The organism is Frankia sp. CeRuru1, from assembly GCF_977966315.1.
The window spans coordinates 1-5,038 of record NZ_CDWWEW010000366.1; the positions used below are offsets into that span (position 1 = coordinate 1).

At 70.7% G+C, this 5,038-nt stretch carries 2 protein-coding genes and 1 pseudogene; all 3 read right to left on the minus strand.

Annotated elements, in window-relative coordinates; all coding sequences use genetic code 11:
- Window positions 1-54: 54 nt before the first annotated feature.
- Window positions 55-1,263 carry an HpcH/HpaI aldolase/citrate lyase family protein gene (locus tag AC08OP_RS20415; RefSeq protein ID WP_462186828.1) on the minus strand — a complete coding sequence of 403 codons (1,209 nt, stop codon included), beginning with the start codon at window positions 1,261-1,263 and terminating at the stop codon, window positions 55-57.
- A 279-nt stretch (window positions 1,264-1,542) separates the two neighbouring features.
- Window positions 1,543-3,168 (minus strand): glycoside hydrolase family 26 protein, encoded by a 1,626-nt coding sequence (locus tag AC08OP_RS20420; RefSeq protein WP_476615652.1) that lies wholly within the window; start codon window positions 3,166-3,168, stop codon window positions 1,543-1,545.
- Window positions 3,169-3,800: 632 nt separating this feature from the next.
- A pseudogene (locus AC08OP_RS20425) lies at window positions 3,801-5,038 on the minus strand (zinc ribbon domain-containing protein); the annotation flags it as partial.

Sequence of the window (5,038 nt, forward strand, 5' to 3'; positions counted from 1 at the left end):
CGGCCGGGTGAGGGATGGGCGCGCCGGTGGGGGCGTCCGTCCCCGCCGTCGCCATCATCGGGCATTCCGCTGGCCGAGACGACCGTGCGTCGCCGCCAGCACCTCGACGAAGGTGTCGCCCTCGCGCAGGACACCGAACGCGCGCGCCCGGCGGATCACCGCCTCGGCCCAGGCCCGGTGCGGACGCAACTCGTTCATCTTGTTCGCGTAGCTGCTCGGCCGTACCCCGCCGGCATCCCCGTCGAGGACGGTCTCGGCATCGGTGTACTCCTCCTGGGTGACGACGTGCAGCGCGTGCACGGCGGGCACGTGGCTAGGATGGATCACCGTCTTGCCGATCAGGCCGTTGGCCTTGTCCAGAACGACCTCCCGGATCAGCCGGTCAAGGTCGGCGGAGACCAGTTCGCTGCGCATCCGGATCGCATCCTCCCCGCCGTCGACGCGGTCCGCCTGCGCGAACGGGGTCACCCGCAGCGAGCTGACAAAGAGCCGTTCCGGCTGGGCGAAGTACTCCCAGACCGGTCCGGTCACGACGTGGTCACCGCCCCGCGCACAGATATTCACGATGTCGGCGATGCAGTCCCGGACGACAGCGATGTCGTAGATCGTCAGGTCGCGGTCACGGCGCAGCCCGAACAGCCCACACAGGTCCGTCGCACCGAGCCGGATCGCCAGCACCTGGTCGGCGTGCTTGTCGACCAGCCGCCGGACCGCCGACAACGCCTCCACCCGGGTCTCCCGGTTGATGACCTGCGGGCTCTCCAGCACCGGCATGGCCCACAGCGGGCGACCGACCGTCTCGGAGGCCCGCAGCACCGCCTCCATCGCCGCCTCGCCACCCTCCTCGGCGAACTTGGGCAGCACGAACCCGGCGAGACACCCGACTCCGGCCGGCCCGAGCCGGTCGACAAGATCCGGGATCTGCCCGACCGCGCGGACCCGGACGAACAGCAGTGGTATCGCGCCCGCGGCCCAGGGGGGCTCCGCCGCGAGCGCGCGCAACGCGGCGACGACGTTGGCTTCGGCGGCGGCCACCTCGGTGTCAGCGATGGAGTCCTCCAGGCAGAGAACCATCGAGGTCACCCCCGCCGCGGTCTGTCTGTGCACGTCCGACGCCAACCGGGGGCGCGTCCCCGGGGCGTAGAGGGTCGCGCCGAGCGCGGTGGCCAGCAGACGACGATCATCATTCACGGCGATGTCCTCCGGCGGCCGGAGGAACAGTGCGTCAACCGTCTCGGGGCCTAGAAAGGCGAAGTGGCGCAAGCAGCGTTCTCCTCGTCAAAGGCAGGGGCGTCGTTCGACGAGCATCCCGCAACGGTGCGCGCCGACCGGAGCCGGCAAGATCGTGAAACGTCGCCTCTCGGTGACGGTACCTGGCGAATGGCCTCCGACGACAGACGGCGGGAACTGACAGCCAGCCGACACACGGCGGCCATCTCGGCGCCATCTACGGGGCGCCGACCTGCGGCGCAGCGTCCGCGAGCGGCCAGCCACCAGTCGGCAGCGGGCGGCCGAGGCGCCGCCCGCCCCCCACGAACTCGACTAACTGGCGCCGGATCCGAAGAGCTTCTTGTACATGGCGGACGCCTTCGGGTTCTGACCGCCGTTCGTGATGGTCGAGCAGACGTTTCCGGGAGTGGGGTCGCTGAAGTAGGCCTCGTAGCCCATCACGTCGCTGGCCGCCTTGAAGGTGTCGAACATCTTCTGGATGTAGAAGGGATTGTCGCCACCGCCGTCACCGCTGCAGGAGGCCACCCCCCATTCCCCGACGCCGACCTTCTTCCCGTGCTCCCGGGCGAACCTGATCACGTAGCACAGGCCGTTGACGTCCTCGCACTGCTTGTTCCACGTCGCCTCGTCCTTCGACGGGGGGAAGTGATCGTAGGGGTCGATGCCGACATAGTCCACGTACTCGTCGCCGGGGTAGGCGCCCCAGGGGCTGTTGCCACTGGGCACCGGGGAGGCGTGCGCGTTGAAAGTCCAGTCGATCTTGACTTCGGGATCGGTGGACCGGATGGCGGTCGCGATCTTCCGGAAACACTCCCGGAACGCCGTCGGGTCGGCGTCCGTGTGCCAGTACATGAATGTTCCGTTAAACTCCCAGCCGATCCGGATGATGGAGTCCGCCCGGCCGTGCGCCACGAGGAAACTGCCGAGCTTCTTCCATTCGGAGTCGTACTCGCCTCGGGCGCAGGCGGCGTTGTTGCCCTGGCCCTTGGGGAATGTCGGCTGGCTGATCAGCAGCTTGCCCTGGAAACCCTTGAAGAGATCCACCGGCCAGGACGGCTCCACCAGCCCGCCCCAACCCTGGTTGCGGCTCGTGTAGACGTGGACGATGTCGTTCGGCCGGCCGCGCCAGTCACCGAACTCGACGAGCTGCGCGAGCTGATGCGACTGGAACCCCGACAGCCACGGCAGGCCCGACCTCGTCCCACCGGCGCCGGTGCCCGTCGACCCCGTACCGGGGGTCGGGCTCGCCCCGGACGGGGTGGCGGTCGGCGTCGCGGTTCTCCTGGCGGGGGCGGTCGAGCCGGCGCTCGCGGACGGCGCGGGGGACGGCGACGCGGCGGACGCCGAACCGGCGGCGGACGTGGCGGACGGGGACGGCGCGGGCGAGACGGCCGGGCTCGGCGAGGTGCCCGCGGACGCGCCCTGCTGCCTGGGAGACGGCGACGTCGAGGGCGCCGTCTTCACCACCGGTTCGTCGGGAAGAGCCGGGGCGGCCTGGAACGCCCGGGCGGCCGCCTCCGGTCCGGTCACATCAAGGGCGTCGGTCGCCGTGGCCGTGCCCTGGGTGGCCTTGACGTTGACGGTTCCCGCGAAGTCCGCCGGCACCCGGAAGCCGAGGATGAAACGGCCGTCGGCGTCCGCCCGGGTGAGCGCGCTGCCGCCCAGCTGGGCCGTCTCCGCCACGACGGTGACATCATCACCCGCGGTAAAACTGCGGCCACCGACGAGCACGATGTCCTGGTCGAAGAGGACGAGGGTGATCCGGCTGCGCGCCTGCGGGCTCAGCGTGGTGAGCGGAACGCCCTGCGTGCGGCCACTGCCCGCGTCGCCCCCTGCCCGGCTGGATCCGCTCGTCGCGGATGGCGACACGGCCGGAGTCGGCGACGGTGAGTTTCCCGCGGCGCGGGCCAGCGGGGTGACCGCCTGGAGGAGACCCACCACGAACACGGCTATCAGGCCGATCCGGGCTCCGGTCCGGACCCGACGCTGGGTGTGGATCCGGCCGCTGCGGGGTCGTCGATGGGCTGAGGGAATCGGCCGGCCGACCGGAGGGGCGGGTCGGCCGCGGATGATCGAGGCCATGCTCGCGCGCTGCCTTTCGGTGTTGGCGTGACATGCTCCCGTCGGATCACCCGGCACGCGACGGCGGAGCATGGCCGGACCACGACCCACGATGAGCGTCCCCTCCGAGCGGACCGCTCGCACGGCAACCGCTCAGCGCTCCACCGGACTCGACCCATGCCTCACCAGGCGAGTCGACCGGGCACCGTCAGGTGCCCGTCCGTGAACCCGACCGTCCCCGACCTCGCAGCCGGAACGATTCGACAGGTGCTCCACCCAGGTAACCGATACACACCTGGGCGGTACTGGGACTAGGAGTGATGAGGCCAATCGTAAACGGCGCACCCCAGCCAAGGAACAGCACCCTCATGAATACTTTCCGTAGTAGCGCATATGTTGTAGATCTGGTGCTACAAATCCCGAGGTAACCGCCATAAATCAACGGAAAGACAAGAAGAAATGAGCTGGAGCGGACCACGGAGAGCACACCCACCCAGGATCGCTCCGGATCATCGAATGACCAGTGCGTCGTCCGGTGGTTGGGTGATGGTCCATCCAGTCGGGTGCACCAGCGCCGGCAACAGCCGGACTCCCCAGGGCAGCTGGGCGCCGTCCAGGGTGACGTCGATGGTCCGGGTGCCGGCCTGGTCCACAGCGGCGAGCCGAGACAGCTCGTGGGCCTCCGCGGCCACCCGCGGCGGTACGGTTCCCGGCCGCGCGAACAGGATCAGATCTCCGACCGGACCGGTGGTGTGCACCTGTACCCGTAGGGTGCGCCGCCGCCAGCCGGACCTGCTCACGGTGTAGGTGACGGTCGGCTGGGCGACCGGAGCCGGCGGCGGTGACGCGGGGCCGGTGGGCGGGCCCGCCGGCGGGTTCGTCTGCGCCTCCGGCGCGTGCTCCGGCACCGGACGGACCGGCACCGGACGGACCGGCACCGGATGGAGGGGGCCGGTGGTCATGGGCTGCGGGTAGGTGCCCGTGGCCGTAGGCAACGGCACAGCACTCGTCGCCGTAGGCAACGGATAGCCCCCGGTGCGGGGCTGGGTCGGCCCACCCAGCGACTGCATCGTGATCAGGTCGGCGACGGCACCGACCACCGACCGGCCCGAAACCACGCCGGCCGAAACCACGCCGGCCGAGCCTCCCGGGCTGCTCCCGGACGCCGCCGGCATCGGGGGTGGATCAGGACGCGTCGCGGGGCGCGCCAGCACTGAGACGCCGGCCGCGACCACCCGGGCCACGCCCCCCGACCGGTACACCGGGTAGCAGGCCACGTGGTAGGCCCACCCGTCCCGCGGCGCGGCGAGATGCCAGCCGCCCTTGATCTCCAGGCTGGTGTTGGTGACCTTGGCGCCCGCGGCGTAGGGATCATCCGGTCCGGTCGGCGGTTGGTCGCGGCGCCAGAGCACCCGCGCCTCGGTGACCCCCGGCGGCAGCTGGAAGGACAGCACGATCGAGTCGCCTCGATCGTCGGCGCGCAGGTCCCGCACGGGTTCGATGGCGAGGTGACGCACGGCCCGGCCGACGACGGCCGTCCCGCCATGGACCGTCAGCGGCGTGTAGATGACCTCGCCGACCTGTGCCGCCTCGCTGACCTGCCCGGAACGGCTCAGTCCCACAAGACGTGACGAATCGGTGATGGCAGCGAGCGACACGTCGCTGCCTTCTGGCCCGATGCCGATCATCGGCAGGGGCCCCGACCCCGGGTAGGGCCACGGGCCGGTACTGGTCGCGTGGGCGGTAC